Origin of the sequence: Cognatishimia sp. MH4019, from assembly GCF_020177595.1 — a bacterium.
GTDB lineage: Bacteria > Pseudomonadota > Alphaproteobacteria > Rhodobacterales > Rhodobacteraceae > JAHTBL01.
On the sequence record NZ_JAHTBL010000014.1, the window covers coordinates 20293 to 35069 of the forward strand.

16 protein-coding genes are annotated in these 14777 nt (G+C 60.5%); 11 read left to right on the plus strand and 5 right to left on the minus strand.

Annotated elements, in window-relative coordinates; all coding sequences use genetic code 11:
- Positions 1–79: 79 nt before the first annotated feature.
- The 11 genes from bchC (at position 80) to dxs (ending at position 10162) form a co-directional block, all read left to right on the plus strand.
- Positions 80–1021 carry a chlorophyll synthesis pathway protein BchC gene (gene bchC / locus KUW67_RS17550; RefSeq protein WP_224826638.1) on the plus strand — a complete coding sequence of 314 codons (942 nt, stop codon included), beginning with the start codon at positions 80–82 and terminating at the stop codon, positions 1019–1021.
- Positions 1018–2022 (plus strand): chlorophyllide a reductase iron protein subunit X, encoded by a 1005-nt coding sequence (locus KUW67_RS17555; RefSeq protein WP_224826639.1) that lies wholly within the window; start codon positions 1018–1020, stop codon positions 2020–2022. Before bchC ends, KUW67_RS17555 begins: the two co-directional genes overlap by 4 nt.
- Complete coding sequence (bchY, locus tag KUW67_RS17560; protein ID WP_224826640.1) at positions 2022–3599, plus strand: chlorophyllide a reductase subunit Y; 1578 nt, start codon at positions 2022–2024, stop codon at positions 3597–3599. Before KUW67_RS17555 ends, bchY begins: the two co-directional genes overlap by 1 nt.
- Positions 3600–3728: 129 nt before the next feature.
- Positions 3729–5219: a chlorophyllide a reductase subunit Z gene (gene bchZ, locus KUW67_RS17565; protein WP_224826641.1), complete on the plus strand. Its 1491-nt coding sequence runs from the start codon at positions 3729–3731 to the stop codon at positions 5217–5219.
- Positions 5216–5440, plus strand: coding sequence for a cytochrome PufQ (gene pufQ, locus KUW67_RS17570; protein ID WP_224826642.1), 225 nt, complete (start codon positions 5216–5218; stop codon positions 5438–5440). The genes bchZ and pufQ overlap by 4 nt, the downstream gene beginning before the upstream one ends.
- 120 nt (positions 5441–5560) lie before the next feature.
- Entirely contained in the window at positions 5561–5710 is a 150-nt protein-coding gene (gene pufB / locus KUW67_RS17575) for a light-harvesting antenna LH1, beta subunit (RefSeq protein WP_224826643.1), read from the plus strand.
- Positions 5711–5724: 14 nt separating this feature from the next.
- The gene (pufA, locus tag KUW67_RS17580) at positions 5725–5901 is read left to right on the plus strand and encodes a light-harvesting antenna LH1, alpha subunit (protein WP_224826644.1); all 177 of its coding nucleotides are present in this window, start codon (positions 5725–5727) and stop codon (positions 5899–5901) included.
- A 106-nt stretch (positions 5902–6007) separates the two neighbouring features.
- Positions 6008–6838 carry a photosynthetic reaction center subunit L gene (gene pufL / locus KUW67_RS17585; RefSeq protein WP_224826645.1) on the plus strand — a complete coding sequence of 277 codons (831 nt, stop codon included), beginning with the start codon at positions 6008–6010 and terminating at the stop codon, positions 6836–6838.
- Positions 6839–6851: 13 nt separating this feature from the next.
- Entirely contained in the window at positions 6852–7778 is a 927-nt protein-coding gene (gene pufM, locus KUW67_RS17590) for a photosynthetic reaction center subunit M (protein ID WP_224826646.1), read from the plus strand.
- Between the two features lie 11 nt (positions 7779–7789).
- A complete protein-coding gene (gene pufX, locus KUW67_RS17595) occupies positions 7790–8041 on the plus strand; it encodes an RC-LH1 core complex protein PufX (protein WP_224826647.1) in 252 nt (83 codons plus the stop codon).
- 192 nt (positions 8042–8233) lie between these two features.
- Entirely contained in the window at positions 8234–10162 is a 1929-nt protein-coding gene (gene dxs, locus KUW67_RS17600; protein WP_224826648.1) for a 1-deoxy-D-xylulose-5-phosphate synthase, read from the plus strand.
- A gap of 25 nt (positions 10163–10187) precedes the next feature.
- Here dxs and KUW67_RS17605 read toward each other — a convergent pair whose 3' ends face one another.
- The 5 genes from KUW67_RS17605 to chlG all read right to left on the minus strand — a co-directional run bounded on the left by KUW67_RS17605 (position 10188) and on the right by chlG (position 14541).
- On the minus strand, positions 10188–10526 hold the full coding sequence (locus KUW67_RS17605) for a hypothetical protein (RefSeq protein WP_224826649.1): 339 nt from the start codon (positions 10524–10526) through the stop codon (positions 10188–10190).
- 112 nt (positions 10527–10638) lie between these two features.
- Entirely contained in the window at positions 10639–11172 is a 534-nt protein-coding gene (gene idi / locus KUW67_RS17610) for an isopentenyl-diphosphate Delta-isomerase (RefSeq protein WP_224826650.1), read from the minus strand.
- A complete protein-coding gene (locus KUW67_RS17615; RefSeq protein ID WP_224826651.1) occupies positions 11169–12350 on the minus strand; it encodes a geranylgeranyl diphosphate reductase in 1182 nt (393 codons plus the stop codon). Before KUW67_RS17615 ends, idi begins: the two co-directional genes overlap by 4 nt.
- Positions 12351–12352: 2 nt before the next feature.
- Positions 12353–13639, minus strand: a complete 1287-nt coding sequence (locus KUW67_RS17620; protein WP_224826652.1) for a BCD family MFS transporter — start codon at positions 13637–13639, stop codon at positions 12353–12355.
- Positions 13636–14541 carry a chlorophyll synthase ChlG gene (chlG, locus tag KUW67_RS17625; protein WP_224826653.1) on the minus strand — a complete coding sequence of 302 codons (906 nt, stop codon included), beginning with the start codon at positions 14539–14541 and terminating at the stop codon, positions 13636–13638. Before chlG ends, KUW67_RS17620 begins: the two co-directional genes overlap by 4 nt.
- Between the last annotated feature and the right edge of the window lie 236 nt (positions 14542–14777).

Sequence of the window (14777 nt, forward strand, 5' to 3'; positions counted from 1 at the left end):
GACACCTATGACAATACGTCTCACTGAGTCTTTTCCCGACTCAGTTGGGGCGCGCCACCGCCAATGGGGGAGCAATCCGGTGCACACCACATCCGTCATCTTGAAGGGTCCGAAAGATCTTGGCCTCGACACGCTCGCGCTGAAAGCGCCGGGCGCGGATGATCTGGTGGTGGAGATTTCCCACTCGGGGATTTCGACCGGTACGGAAAAGCTTTTCTGGACCGGAGAGATGCCGCCGTTTCCCGGCATGGGCTATCCGCTGGTGCCGGGCTATGAAGCCGTCGGCGAAGTCGTCGAGGCCGGGGCGGACACACATTATAATGTAGGCGACCATGTCTTCGTGCCGGGCGCGAACTGTTATGAAGACGCGTTTGGTCTGTTTGGAGGGGCGACCCGTCGGCTGGTGACAGCTGCGGATCGCGTCACGAAGATCGATGCCGCTTTGGGTGCCGAAGGCGCCTTGCTGGCGTTGGCCGCTACCGCGCGCCATGCGATGGCCGGGCTGAACAAGCAGACGCCGGACCTGATCGTGGGTCACGGTGTGCTGGGCCGGTTGCTGGCCCGTCTGACGATTGCCGCTGGTGCACCTGCACCGATGGTTTGGGATATCGACGCGGATCGTCGTACCGGGGCGGAAGGCTATGCGTGCATCCATCCCGACGAGGACGAGCGCCGCGATTACACATCTATCTATGATGCCTCTGGCAACGGCGATCTGCTGAACAGCCTGATCGGTCGCATCACCAAGGGCGGAGAGATTGTGCTCGCCGGGTTCTACACCGCGCCGCTCAGCTTCGCGTTCCCGCCCGCGTTCATGAAGGAAGCGCGTTTGCGCATCGCCGCGGAATGGCAACCCGATGATCTGCTGGCCACGCGAACGCTTGTCGAAAGCGGTGCGCTGAGCCTCAGCGGTCTGATTACCCACACGAACAAAGCAGCGGATGCGACGGCAGCTTACGAGCAAGCCTTCACCGATCCCGCCTGCCTGAAAATGATCCTCGATTGGAAAGGTGTCGCATGACCCTCGATGTCCCGAATCTGAAAGACTTTGACCAGCGCTTGCGTGACGAGGCCAATGAAGAGGCCACGCTGGAAGTGCCCATGGAAGAGCCGACCTCCAAGACGCAGATCATCGCGATCTACGGCAAGGGCGGCATCGGCAAATCCTTCACGCTGGCCAATCTCAGCCACATGATGGCCGAGCAGGGTAAGCGCGTTCTACTGATCGGCTGCGATCCCAAGTCGGATACGACCAGCCTGTTGTTCGGCGGCAAAGCCTGCCCCACGATCATCGAGACCTCGACCAAGAAAAAGCTGGCGGGCGAAGAAGTGAAGATCGGCGATGTGTGCTTCAAGCGCGGCGGCGTCTTCGCGATGGAGCTGGGCGGCCCCGAGGTCGGGCGTGGCTGCGGCGGCCGGGGGATCATCCATGGCTTTGAATTACTGGAAAAACTCGGGTTCCACGATTGGGACTTTGACTATGTGCTCCTGGATTTCCTCGGAGATGTTGTCTGCGGCGGCTTCGGTCTGCCCATCGCGCGGGATATGGCTCAGAAAGTAATTCTGGTCGCGTCGAACGATTTGCAGTCGCTGTATGTGGCGAACAACGTGTGCTCGGCGGTGGAATATTTCCGCAAGCTGGGCGGCAATGTCGGCGTGGCCGGTCTGGTCATCAACAAGGATGACGGCACGGGGGAAGCGGCAGCGTTCGCGAACGCGGTTGATATTCCGATTTTGGCGTCGATCCCGCAGGACGACGACCTGCGCAAGAAATCTGCCAACTACCAGATTGTCGGCACGGCTGAATCGCGATGGGGCGACCTGTTTGCATCTCTTGGCGACAACGTCGCCGAAGCCCCGCCCATGCGCCCCACGCCGTTGGATCAAGACGGCCTTCTGGGTCTGTTCGATGCGTCCGAAACCGGTGGGGATGTGGTTCTGGAACCCGCCACCGATCAGGACATGCGCGGCAAGAATGCGGTTCTCAAAGAGAGCCTTGAAGTTGTCTACGAGGACGTTTGATGTCTGATGAAGTGACATACGATACCGCCGCCGAGGCTGAGGTGATGATGGGCGAGGCACGTTCCGACGTGGCTGATGCGCCCACGCCTGCTGCCCCTGTGGACGGGATGGGTTGTCACGCTGGCGCCGACAAGATGGAGGAAGCCGCGCGCGCCGCTGGCAAATCTGAAGTGTTGGATCAATACGCCAAGGATTATCCGCAAGGCCCCCATGACAAGCCGCAAAGCATGTGCCCCGCTTTCGGGTCGATGCGCGTTGGTATGCGGATGCGCCGTGTGGCGACGGTCATGTCCGGTTCGGCCTGCTGTGTGTACGGGCTCACCTTTGTAACTCATTTCTACGGAGCGCGCCGGTCGGTTGGCTACGTTCCGTTCAACTCGGAATCGCTCGTGACGGGCCGCTTGTTCGAGGATATCCGCGATGCGGTCCACGAACTGGCTGACCCCGATCGCTATGACGCCGTGGTGGTGACGAACTTGTGCGTCCCTACCGCGTCGGGTGTGCCGCTGAAGCTCCTGCCTTCTGAAATCAACGGTGTCAGGGTCGTTGGTATCGATGTGCCGGGCTTCGGCGTGCCTACCCATGCGGAAGCGAAAGATGTGCTTGCCGGTGCGATGCTGAATTATGCGCGCGCCGAGATCGAGGCGGGGCCGGTGGCAGCACCTGTTGGCGGTAAATCGGATCGCCCGACCGTGTCGCTGCTGGGGGAGATGTTCCCGGCGGACCCGATGATTATCGGTCAGATGCTGGCTCCGCTTGGCTTGGCCGCGGGTCCGGTTGTGCCCTGCCGGGAATGGCGTGAGCTCTATGCCGCGCTGGACAGTCAGGTCGTCGCGGCGATCCACCCGTTCTACACGGCGGCTGTGCGTGAGTTTGAGGCGGCGGGTCGCAAGGTTGTGGGCTCGGCCCCGGTTGGGCGCGACGGGACAATGTCTTGGTTGGCCAATATTGGCGATGCTTATGGTGTCTCTGCTGAGAAGATCGCTGCGGCCCAGAATATGTTCCTGCCCGCGATTGATGGTGCGCTTTCAGGTGCGCCGATCAAGGGGACGATCACGCTCTCGGGCTACGAGGGCAGCGAATTGCTGGTCGCGCGTCTGCTGATCGAAAGCGGCGCGGATGTGCCTTATGTCGGAACCGCTTGCGCGAAAACACCGTGGTCTGCGGATGACGCCGCGTGGCTGGAAGCGAAGGGCGTGAAGGTGAAATTCCGCGCCTCGCTTGAAGATGATTGCGCCGCGATGGAGGCTGTGAAGCCCGATCTGGCCATCGGCACGACCCCCGTTGTGCAGAAGGCGAAAGAGCTGGGTATTCCGGGCCTCTATTTCACTAACCTGATTTCCGCGCGTCCTTTGATGGGGCCTGCGGGGGCTGGATCGCTGGCCGAAGTTGTGAACGCCGCCATCGGCAACAAAAGCCGCATGGACCACATGCGCGCCTTCTTTGAGGGCGTGGGTGCTGGCGATACCGCCGGCGTCTGGGAAGGCACCCCGAATGTGCGCGAGGACTTCCGCGCGGTTCAGGAAAAGAAGCTGGCGAAGCAAGAGCGGGCGCGTAAAGCGGCGGAGATGATATAGGATGCATTTCGGCCTCATCATAAAGCGCACCGCGTCCCGGACCCCGATCCGGGACCTCTGTGAAGCTGTGTTCGGCGAGGCCCCGGATCAGGTCCGGGGCGTGGGTCACGTGTTGAACGGAGGTGCGTCATGCTGATCCAGGATCATGACCGCGCCGGAGGCTATTGGGGGGCGGTTTACGCCTTTACCGCCGTTAAGGGCCTGCAATGTGTGATCGACGGTCCGGTGGGCTGCGAGAACCTGCCGGTGACATCGGTTCTACATTACACCGACGGCCTACCGCCGCACGAGTTGCCCATTGTGGTGACCGGTCTGGGCGAAGAAGAACTGGGCCGCGACGGGACCGAGGGCGCGATGAAGCGTGCTTGGGAGACGCTTGATCCGGTTCTGCCAGCGGTTGTTGTCACTGGCTCGATTGCCGAGATGATCGGTGGCGGTGTGACCCCCATGGGCACCAATATTCAGCGCTTCCTGCCGCGCACCATTGACGAGGATCAGTGGGAAAGTGCGGACCGCGCGATGACGTGGATCTTTACGGAATTTGGCATGACCAAGGGTCGAATGCCACGCGAGGCAAAGCGTGAGGAGGACGCGCGCCCTCGTGTTAATATCCTCGGCCCGATGTATGGCACGTTCAACATGCCCTCCGATCTGGCCGAAATCCGGCGTCTGGTCGAAGGGATCGGGGCCGAGGTGAACATGGTGATGCCGCTCGGCTCGCACGTGGCCGAGATGCGCAATCTGGTGAATGCGGATGTGAATATCTGCATGTATCGCGAGTTCGGGCGTGGCCTCTGCGAAGTGCTGGGCAAGCCTTATCTGCAAGCGCCGATTGGCATTGAAAGCACCACGAAATTTCTGCGCACGCTGGGCGAGATGCTGGGGCTGGACCCGGAACCGTTCATCGAGCGCGAGAAGCATTCGACGATCAAACCCGTTTGGGATTTGTGGCGCTCGGTCACGCAGGATTTCTTTGCGACCGCGTCTTTCGCGATTGTCGCCAATGAGACCTACGCCCGCGGTATCCGCAATTTCCTTGAAACGGATATGGGTCTGCCTTGCGCGTTTGCCGTTGCGCGCACCGCTGGCAAGAAGACCAACAACGAAGAAGTCCGCGCGATGATGGGGCAGAAGCGCCCGCTGATCGTCATGGGCTCGATCAACGAAAAGATGTATCTGGCCGAGCTGAAAGCCGGTCATGGACCAAGCCCCGCCTTCATTCCCGCCAGCTTCCCTGGTGCTGCGATCCGCAGGGCCACCGGCACGCCGATGATGGGCTATGCGGGCGCGACCTATCTGGTGCAGGAAGTGTGCAACGGTCTCTTTGATGCGCTGTTCCATATCCTTCCGCTCGCGTCCGAGATGGATGCCGCTGAAGCGACCCCGACCAATTTGCGCCGCGATTTCCCATGGGACGAGGACGCACAGCGTCTTCTGGACCGGATCGTGGCGACACACCCCATTCTGACCCGCATTTCGGCCGCGAAAACGCTTCGCGACAAAGCCGAGGAGGAGGCGCTTAAAGACGGCGCGGAGCGGGTGCAGATCGACACTGTGCGCAAGTTGAAGCCAGCCGGTTTTGACGAAGGCACGGATTCTCAGAGAGGAGAATTGGCATGACTGATTTCACAACAGACGCCCCGGTGACCCGCGTCAAACACGCGCCGCCGAAACGGGAGTTCTATGCCTATTTCGTCATCATTTTCTTGGCCGCATTGCCCCTGTCATTCCTGACCTGGGCGTTGGCGTTTGGCCGCCAGATGCAGCTTCCCGAAAAAGGGCCGATTGCCCGCGCCTGGTCTCAGGCTCGGATCATCACGCCCATGATCTTTGCCGCCTGATGAGGGTGGCACACGATATTCGCTCATCCCCCCCGGATGAGCGGACGACCGCAGGGCAACTGTTCTGCGGGAACCCGGCCGCGGGGGACGCGGCTCAGCATACCGTTCCGGAGGAATACTATGGCTGATAACACTGGTCTGTCTTTTACAGGCCTCACTGACGAGCAAGCGCAAGAGCTGCACTCGGTGTATATGAGCGGGCTGACTGTCTTCACGGGCATCGCAGTCGTGGCTCATATCCTTGTGCTGCTTTGGCGTCCTTGGTTCTGAGGAAGGGTTGAAACATGAGCAAGTTCTATAAGATCTGGCTGGTCTTCGACCCGCGTCGCGTTTTCGTCGCGCAAGGCGTTTTCCTCTTCTTGCTGGCAGCAATGATTCACCTCGTTCTGCTCAGCAACCCTAGCTACAACTGGTTCGAGATCGCCGCGGAGAAGTATGGCCGCGTCGAAGCTGCGGAATAACCAGAGAAGCTCTCGTTGCGGGCGGTTCTCTTTCCGCCCGCAACAAACCGAACATTAAGCAGACGGCTGGCGCTTTTCGCGCAAGCGTCAGACATGGAGACTGAAGATGGCACTGCTCAGCTTCGAGAGAAAATATCGCGTCCGCGGAGGGACGCTGATCGGTGGCGATCTGTTCGACTTCTGGGTAGGCCCGTTTTACGTGGGCTTCTTCGGCGTCATGACATTCTTTTTCGCCGCCTTGGGAACGATCCTCATCTTTTATGGTGCAGCGGTCGGCCCGACATGGAACCCCTGGCTGATCTCTATTGATCCGCCGCCCCTAGAATATGGCCTTGCCGCCGCGCCCTTGCTTGAGGGTGGGCTTTGGCAGCTGATCACGATTTGCGCCCATGGTGCGTTCATCGGTTGGATGCTGCGCGAGGTCGAGATCTGCAAGAAGCTGGGTATGGGCTATCACGTGCCCTTCGCCTTTGGCGTTGCGATCTTTGCGTATACGACGCTTGTTGTCATTCGTCCGGTGCTGATGGGGGCTTGGGGCCACGCCTTCCCTTATGGCATCTGGAGCCACCTCGATTGGGTCAACAATGTCGGCTACGCCTACGGCAACTTCCACTACAATCCCGCGCATATGATCGCGATCACCTTCTTCTTCACCAACTGTCTGGCGCTTGCGCTGCACGGCTCTCTGGTGTTGTCGGCGGTGAACCCGGCCAAAGGCACCGAGATGAAGACGCCCGATCACGAGGACACCTATTTCCGCGATCTGATCGGCTATTCGGTTGGCCCGTTGGGCATCCACCGTCTGGGTCTGTTCCTGGCGCTGAGCGCAGGTTTCTGGAGCGCGATCTGTATCGTGATCTCTGGCACCATCTGGTTCGAAGAGTGGATCATCTGGTGGGATTGGTATCTCGAACTGCCCTTCTGGGCTGACCTTTAAGGAGGGTTGAGCAATGGCTGAATATCAGAACATTTTCACCCAAGTGCAGGTTCAGGGTCCGCCCGAATACGGCATGGACAATGAAAACAACCTTGCCGAAGGCCGCGTGGGCCGCCCCGGGTTCTCGACATTCGTCGGTATCTTCGGGAACGCCCAGCTGGGTCCGATCTATCTGGGCCCCTACGGTCTTGTGTCGATCGTCACGGGGATCTTGTGGTTCAATATTGTCGGCTTCAACATGCTGGCACAGTCGGACTGGAACCTCGCCATCATGGCGCGTGACCTCTTCTACCTCGCGCTAGAGCCGCCTGGTCCGGAATACGGCCTGTCGATCCCGCCGCTGCAAGAGGGGGGCTGGTTCCTGATCGCCTCGTTCTTCCTGCTGATTTCGGTGTGTTCCTGGTGGATCCGCACCTATCAGCGGGCCGATCAACTGGGGATGGGCAAGCATGTGGCCTGGGCCTTTGCCTCTGCCATCTGGTTGTTCCTTGTGCTGGGTCTCTTCCGTCCGATCCTGATGGGGTCGTGGTCTGAGGCTGTGCCTTACGGCATCTTCCCGCATCTGGATTGGACGAACCTCTTCTCCATCACCTACGGCAACCTTTTCTATAACCCGTTCCACGCGCTTTCGATCGTGTTCCTTTATGGCTCAGCCCTGCTGTTTGCCATGCACGGGGCAACGATCCTGGCCGTGACCCGCTTCGGCGGTGACCGCGAGATCGAACAGATCGTCGACCGCGGTACGGCATCCGAACGCGCCGCTTTGTTCTGGCGCTGGACGATGGGCTTTAACGCCACGATGGAAGGTATCCACCGCTGGGCCTGGTGGTTCGCGGTTCTGACCACGCTGACAGGCGGTATCGGTATCCTGATCACAGGCACAGTTGTCGACAACTGGTTCGTCTGGGCGCAGGAGCACGGCTACGCACCGCTCGATTAAGGAGATTACGAATGTCTGACTCTGATATGGAATACGATCTTCTGGGAGGCTCACGGGCCAACCGCCAGCGGACGGCCATCCTTGGCCTGATGATGAAAGGCGCATTTTACGGCATGGCCGTGTTTGCCGGCCTCATCGCGTTCATCTGGATCTTCATTGGGATCGGGGCTTTGCTGCCGCCGGAATCCAAAGAAGCGCTGGATCCGACGCCTGCCTCGTTCGACATTCAGCTTCCCGCTGAACGCACGAGCTACGACATTTGAGTGCGGCGCTTTCCATCTTGGAAAGCTCCGTCCTCAAAACCGGTTCAGCCCCTTTTGGCGAGGGGCTGATCCTCGGGGTCTCCACACCCCGGTTCCCTTCCTGTTGGCTACAGGAAACTGCGCCGCGGGGGGTTCGCCCTTCGCGGTGCTTTTTTATTCAAGCGCCCACACACCCACGCCCGGGAGGCTGCCATGACCAAGCGACCCAACACCCCGACCCTTGACCGCGTTCACACGCCCGATGATCTGCGGGCGATGGATGATCGAAGTCTGGGCCTTGTTGCGGACGAGCTGCGCGCCGAGGTGATCTCGGCCGTGTCGGAAACCGGCGGGCATCTGGGATCATCGCTGGGCGTGGTCGAGCTCAGCGTCGCGCTGCATGCGGTCTTCAACACGCCCTTTGACAAGGTCGTCTGGGATGTCGGCCATCAATGCTATCCGCATAAGATCCTCACTGCGCGCCGCGACCGTATCCGTACCTTGCGCCAGGAGGGGGGGCTTTCGGGTTTCACCAAACGCTCGGAAAGCCCGTATGATCCGTTCGGGGCGGCGCATAGCTCTACCTCAATTTCTGCTGCTTTGGGCTTCACCATGGGCCGCGATTTGGGCCAGCCAACGGGCGATGCGATTGCGGTGATCGGTGACGGCTCGATCAGCGCGGGCATGGCCTATGAAGCGATGAACAACGCAGGTTCCGAGGGCAAACGCCTGTTCGTGATCCTCAACGATAACGAGATGAGCATTGCCCCGCCTGTCGGCGCAATGTCGTCCTATTTGTCGGGGCTTTATGCGGGCAACACGCCTTTTGCCGCGCTCAACGATCTGGCGGAAGGATTCGAATCCGCGCTGCCCGGCCCGCTGCGCGATGGCGCACGGCGCGCGCGTCAGCTTGTGACAGGCACCCCCGGCACCGGCGGCACGTTGTTTGAAGAGCTGGGCTTTTCCTATATCGGCCCGATTGATGGCCATGACATGAATCAGCTTTTGCCCGTCCTGCGCGCCGCACGGTCGCGTGCAACCGGCCCGGTTTTGATCCATTGCTGCACGGTCAAAGGCAAAGGCTACGCGCCTGCGGAAGGCTCGGCGGACAAGTATCACGGCGTGTCGAAATTCGATGTTGCCACGGGCGCGCAGAGCAAAGCGAAGTCTAACGCGCCAAGCTATACGTCGGTCTTTGGGTCTACCCTGTGCAATCTGGCAGAGGCCGATCCGAAGATCGTTGCCGTCACTGCGGCAATGCCCTCCGGCACCGGGCTGGACAAGATGCAGATGCGCTTTCCCAAACGCGTTTTCGATGTGGGTATTGCCGAGCAGCATGGCGTGACTTTTGCAGCCGGTATGGCGGCCTCGGGTCTGCGCCCATTCTGCGCGATCTATTCGACTTTCCTGCAACGCGGTTATGACCAGGTGGTCCATGACGTGGCCTTGCAAAAGCTGCCCGTGCGCTTTGCCATTGACCGCGCCGGGCTGGTTGGCGCCGATGGCGCGACCCATGCGGGGTCCTTCGATATCGGCTATATGGTGGCGCTGCCCAACATGACGGTGATGGCCGCCGCAGACGAGGCCGAACTGGCGCGCATGGTCGTGACCGCAGCGGAATATGACGATGGCCCGATCGCGTTCCGCTATCCGCGGGGCGAGGGGACAGGCGCCGTGATCGACGAACGTCCGCAAGCCATCGAGATCGGCAAAGGCCGTCTGGTACGCGAAGGCCATGACGTGGCGATCCTGTCTTTTGGCGCGCATCTGGAGGAATGCCTGCGCGCCGCCGATGATCTGGCCGCGCGCGGCATCTCGGCCACAGTGGCAGATGCGCGTTTTGCCAAACCGTTGGACCGCCCGTTGATTCATCAGCTGGCGCGCCACCACAAAGCGCTGATCACGGTCGAGCAAGGCTCGGTCGGCGGATTTGGGGCGATGGTGCTCCATGATCTGGCCAATCAGGGTGGTCTGGACCGCGGGCTGGCTGTGCGTACGATGACGTTGCCGGATCGCTTCATTGACCACGCGTCGCCATCGGCGATGTATGAAGATGCCGGGCTGACGCGCGTCGACATCGTTGCAACAGCGCTGCAAGCGGTCGGCGTCTTCGACCGGCCTGAAGGTATTCCTGCAGAATAAAACTCTTCAGAAGAGTTTTGGTGCGCTACCTGACGCGCCGCTCTGAAATGCTGAGGATCACCCAATGGGTGGCGTTGGCGACGACGCGCGCACCTTGTTTACGACGATCCTCCATCGCGCCTTTTTCATGTTTGGGACAGGCGATGAGGCGGCGGCCGTCTTCTTCCAGCGCTGCAGTCGCTGTGCTGTCACCCAGAAGCTGGCAGACGTCATCGGGATTGGGGAATGCGCGCACAGGCATCAGCCCCGAGATTTCCGGCGAGGTATACTCGAAAATTGTGGGTTCCTCGGGCGCGACAGACTGACAAGCGGATAGGGTGACGGTGGCTCCTGCCAAGGCCAACCAAAGAGGGATACGGGTCATGATCATCCTTTCAAACCAATCGAAATCGCCTTTGGGGTGACTATGGCGACAGTAGGTCAAGCTTGTCCAGCCGATCTCTGATCAGGTCAAGGAATGTGGTCTTGGGGAAGGGCTACTCGCCCACCGGCGAGGTCATGAAAATCCGCTCGCGATACTCGTTCAGATAAATTTTCAGCCAGGCGGTATAGCGGTCGGGATGGCGGTTCACCTGAGCCGTCAGCGCGTGCAGATCGACCCAATCGACGGCCATGACCTCCTCTGGATTGGGGGTGAATTGCATGCCATCCGGGGCGTCAGCGGTGAAAATGTCGACGATCTCATGCTCGATCATCCCGCCGCCCACATCGGCGCGGTATTCGACCGTGTCGCGCATCGCGGGGTAAAGCCCCGTGATCCCCAGTTCTTCGCGCAGCCGGCGCATGGCGCAATCGGCGGGGTCTTCGCCCCAATGAGGATGCGTGCAGCAGGTGTTCGCCCACAGACCCGGCGTGTGATATTTGCACATTGCGCGTTGCTGGATCAGCACCCGGCCACGGTTCATCACAAAGACCGACACCGCTTTGTGCTTGAGGCCTTTGCGGTGCACCTCCAGCTTTTCGACCGGCGTCAGAACACCGTCGAGCCAGGTGGGGATCATGTCGGTCATGTGCGTAACGGGGACACGAGCCCCGTGAGATGGGCGAGGTTCTTGATGCCGATTTTCAAGTGGGCCATGGGACGCGCTTTAACGAGTTTCTTGTTCATATACGCTTCAAACGTGAGGCGCTGCACGTCGACATCATGACACAGGGAGACGAAGCGTTCGCGCCTGTCGTCCGAGCGGTAATAGGCGTCCTGCATGGCACCCAGAACCTTAAAGACGGTCTTGTGCTCTTTCATGAACAGCTTGCGCGCGATCTGCAGGTCTTTGGCTTTGCCGGACCGCAGGCAGGCTTGCGCTGCTGTGGCGGCCACCCGGCCCCCCGCCATCGCATAATAGATGCCTTCGCCCGAGGAAGGGGCGACGACGCCGGCGGCATCGCCTGCAAGGACGACGTCGGTGCCGTTGTCCCACTTGTCCAGCGGTTTCAGTGGGATCGGCGCGCCTTCCTTGCGGATCGTTTCGCAGTCGCTCAGACCAGAGTTTGCACGCAGATCAGCCGTGGCCTTCTTAAGGTCCACACCATCCAACCCGGTGCCCATCCCGACACTGGCCGAGGTGCCGTGAGGAAAGACCCAGCCGTAGAAATCAGGCGAAATCGCGCCGTCATAGATCACGTCGCAGCGCTTGGGATTATAGCTGGCGGTCGGCTCGGGCGCTTTGATGATCTCGTGATAGGCGATCACATAAGGGATCGTGTCGCCGCCGGGCACTTCGGCCCGCGCCACATCAGAGCGGGCCCCATCCGCCCCGATAATCAGCTTGGTCTTGAGCGCCACCTCTTCACGCGTGGCTTTGTCGCGATAAACGACATGGGTGCCGTTGGGGCCACGCATGATGCGAATGAAAGTGCCTGTGTGGCGGTCGGCGCCAGCATCGACAGCGCGGGTGCGCAGATATTCGTCAAAATGCTCGCGGTCGACCATGCCGACATAGCCGTTCTCTATCGGGATATCGACCTGGCGTTGGGTCGGCGAAATCATCCGCGCGGTGTTGATCTTTGCCACGATCTGACTGTCGGGGATATTGAAATCCGTGATCAGTCGGGGTGGGACGGCACCGCCGCACGGCTTGATCCGTCCGGCGCGATCGAGCATGGCAACCTTATGGCCCGCATCCGCGAGATCCTGTGCAGCAGTTGCGCCCGAGGGGCCTCCACCAACGACGACAACGTCATAGATCATAGTCATTCTCCCGGAACCAAGGCGGCCGTCTCCAAACGGCGGGATTTCATGATGCGTGCGGCCAGCGCCGCTGAGGCGACGAAAAGCAGCGCCTCGAACAGAAAGACAGAGCCGAAGGCCTGGGCGTCGGTCGGCACCACATGGCGCATGACATCGACAGCAGCAGCGCCAGCGGTAACGCCAAAGCCTGCGGCGATGGCTTGTGCGGCACCCCAAAGACCCATCCGTGTGCCTTCACGGGCCTCGCGCCCGTCGCCGGCCAGATCCATCATCGACCCGATGGCAGCCACCGCGAAGACACCGTTGAAAAAGCCCAACGCGATCACTGCGGGAAGCAGGGGGGCACCCGGGCCCAAAGGCCCAATAAGAGAGATTATGGTAAGTGTAGCAGCCGAACCCAGGCATCCGAAGATGACCCATTGGCGCAGGCTGCCGAACTTAAACCCCGTGGCTGCAATGCCCACGAGCACCATTCCGAGGAATGTGCCGCCGTTTTGTGCGCCGCTCATCGAGGTGGATTGACCGGGCGTGTAGTTGAAGACGAGACCCGCATAAGGCTCAAGGATCAGCTCTTGCATGAAATAAGCGGTCATCGACAGAAAGACGAAGATTGTGAAGTTGCGCGCGTTGCGTTCGGCCCAGACCTCTTTGAGGCCATGCCAGAACAGCGTGTCTTCGCGGGTCGGCTCGGCCTGAATGCGCCGCTCGATCCCCCAGACGGCCAAGGTCGTGAGGGCGACCGCAAGAGCCGCGACGATGCTGACGATCTCGAGCAGAAGCTGCGGGGTATAAGGATCAAGCAATGCGCCCACGGTGCCTGCGGTGATCGCAATCCCGGCGATCATCATCAGCCAAGTGATCGTTGCGGCCGCCGCCCGGCGATGCGGCGCGGTGGCCGTGGCAAGGAACGCCAGAAGCGAGGTGCCAGAGGCGCCGACGCCCAGCCCGATCAGGATATACGCAAGGATTGACGCCGTTAGACCAAGGGCAAACTGCGTCTCAAGCAGCAAAACGCCATAGGTCGCCAGAACACCCCCCAGCGCCAACACGACCATACCGCCGATGATCCACATTGTGCGATTGCCGGACGTGTCAGACCGGAACCCCCAATTAGGGCGCGTGATCTGCACACCGTAATGCAGCGCCACCAGCAACCCCGGCAGGATCGCGGGAAGCGCCAGTTCGACGACCATCAGACGGTTCAACGTCGAGGTCATCAGCACGACAATCGCGCCCAGTGACATTTGCACAAGGCCAAGGCGGACGATCTGGAGCCAGCTGAGTTTCATAGCAGCTCCAATCCGCGCACGGCAAAGGCGGTAACCATCATGCCAGAGACATAAAGCGTGACGCCCGTGCCGTTATACCAAGGCGCTTTCGCCTTCGGATCGCGCAGCATGATGCGCATCGCGGCAAGCTGGGCCAGCACAAGGGCCAGGACAGCCAGCCCGTGATACGGGCGGTCCCAAACGGCAAGGCAGCAGATCACGATCACTTGCGGGATCAACATGATGATACAAGCAACCTTCGCGGCCTTTTCCGGGCCAAGCGTGACCGGAAGGGAGTTCACGCCCATCTGGCGGTCCCCCTCTAACGCTTTGAAATCATTGAGTGTCATAATGCCATGCGCGCCGATTGCGTAAAGCGCGGCCACGATAATCACGGGCATCGCTGGCGCACCAGCAGCCAGCACGGCGGCACCTGTGAACCACGGCAGACCCTCGTAACACAGGCCAACCAGACCCGGCCCCCACCAGCCCGACCGCTTCATGCGGATCGGCTCGGCAGAATAGGCCCAGGCGGCGGCGACACCGACAACGGTCGCACCAAAGCCCCAAGGGCCCAATGTCAGACCCAAGAGCAGCGACAGAACGGTCATCGCCAGCGCGATATAGAGACCCCAACGACCAGGAATACGGCCCGACGGGATTGGGCGGTCCGGCTCATTGATCGCGTCCACATGGCGGTCGCACCAATCATTCGCCGCTTGGCTCATGCCGCAGACCACGGGTCCGGCGAGGATCACACCGATGATCACAACAGGCCACTGCCCCGCTGGCGACACGCCCGAGGACACGGCCCCACACAGATACGCCCACATTGGCGGAAACCATGTGATCGGCTTGATTAACGTCAGCATTGCGCGGGGGTCCGGCAGCTGGCGAGGCTGAATGGTGGACGTGACAGTCATACTGTCAACTTTGCTTTACAAGAATGAGTCGTGCAAGTGTAAAGACAGGCTGACAATGTCGCAGGGCACGCAGATTTAGGAAATATTTGTTACATTAGATGTAACGCTTCACATTGTTTGATTTCGTGCCATATATCTAAGTTAGTAAGGCGCACGACCGATCTGGAGGCTCAGATGAGCACTGCACTGAAAGAGACAACCGTCAAAGGCGGCGTGATTGTTCAGGACACACAAAC

Coding starts and splice junctions, on each gene's coding strand:
- KUW67_RS17605 (WP_224826649.1), bottom strand. CDS start 10,526: ATGACCCGTATCCCTCTTTGGTTGGCCTTGGCAGGAGCCACCGTCACC.
- bchZ (WP_224826641.1), top strand. CDS start 3,729: ATGCTGATCCAGGATCATGACCGCGCCGGAGGCTATTGGGGGGCGGTT.
- KUW67_RS17620 (WP_224826652.1), bottom strand. CDS start 13,639: ATGAAACTCAGCTGGCTCCAGATCGTCCGCCTTGGCCTTGTGCAAATG.
- pufB (WP_224826643.1), top strand. CDS start 5,561: ATGGCTGATAACACTGGTCTGTCTTTTACAGGCCTCACTGACGAGCAA.
- pufM (WP_224826646.1), top strand. CDS start 6,852: ATGGCTGAATATCAGAACATTTTCACCCAAGTGCAGGTTCAGGGTCCG.
- chlG (WP_224826653.1), bottom strand. CDS start 14,541: ATGACTGTCACGTCCACCATTCAGCCTCGCCAGCTGCCGGACCCCCGC.
- KUW67_RS17555 (WP_224826639.1), top strand. CDS start 1,018: ATGACCCTCGATGTCCCGAATCTGAAAGACTTTGACCAGCGCTTGCGT.
- pufA (WP_224826644.1), top strand. CDS start 5,725: ATGAGCAAGTTCTATAAGATCTGGCTGGTCTTCGACCCGCGTCGCGTT.
- dxs (WP_224826648.1), top strand. CDS start 8,234: ATGACCAAGCGACCCAACACCCCGACCCTTGACCGCGTTCACACGCCC.
- bchY (WP_224826640.1), top strand. CDS start 2,022: ATGTCTGATGAAGTGACATACGATACCGCCGCCGAGGCTGAGGTGATG.
- idi (WP_224826650.1), bottom strand. CDS start 11,172: ATGACCGACATGATCCCCACCTGGCTCGACGGTGTTCTGACGCCGGTC.
- pufX (WP_224826647.1), top strand. CDS start 7,790: ATGTCTGACTCTGATATGGAATACGATCTTCTGGGAGGCTCACGGGCC.
- pufL (WP_224826645.1), top strand. CDS start 6,008: ATGGCACTGCTCAGCTTCGAGAGAAAATATCGCGTCCGCGGAGGGACG.
- pufQ (WP_224826642.1), top strand. CDS start 5,216: ATGACTGATTTCACAACAGACGCCCCGGTGACCCGCGTCAAACACGCG.
- KUW67_RS17615 (WP_224826651.1), bottom strand. CDS start 12,350: ATGATCTATGACGTTGTCGTCGTTGGTGGAGGCCCCTCGGGCGCAACT.